At 59.4% G+C, this 276-nt stretch carries 1 protein-coding gene; it reads right to left on the bottom strand.

Annotation, left to right across the window (positions count from 1 at the left end; genetic code table 11):
• Window positions 1-37 precede the first annotated feature (37 nt).
• On the bottom strand, window positions 38-276 hold a 239-nt coding region (locus EUU22_RS24380; protein WP_500681149.1), incomplete at its 5' end, for an EF-Tu C-terminal domain-related protein.

Below are 276 nucleotides of genomic sequence, written 5' to 3'. Positions count from 1 at the left end.
AAACAACGCACGAAGCTCAAAGTACAAAGCTCAGTTTCTATTCCACCACCTCCGACACCGTGCCCGCACCCACTGTGCGGCCACCTTCACGAATTGCGAAGCGCAGTCCTTTCTCCATGGCAATGGGCGCGATTAACTCGATCTCCATCGCCACGTTGTCGCCTGGCATCACCATCTCCACTCCCGCCGGCAACGACGCCACCCCGGTCACGTCCGTGGTGCGGAAGTAGAACTGTGGTCGATAACCGGTGAAGAACGGCGTGTGTCGGCCGCCCT

It is taken from the genome of Ciceribacter ferrooxidans, from assembly GCF_004137355.1.
In the GTDB taxonomy this organism is placed as follows: domain Bacteria; phylum Pseudomonadota; class Alphaproteobacteria; order Rhizobiales; family Rhizobiaceae; genus Allorhizobium; species Allorhizobium ferrooxidans.
Note: the sequence above shows the minus strand (reverse complement) of the source record. Positions and strands in the feature narration are given on the sequence as shown.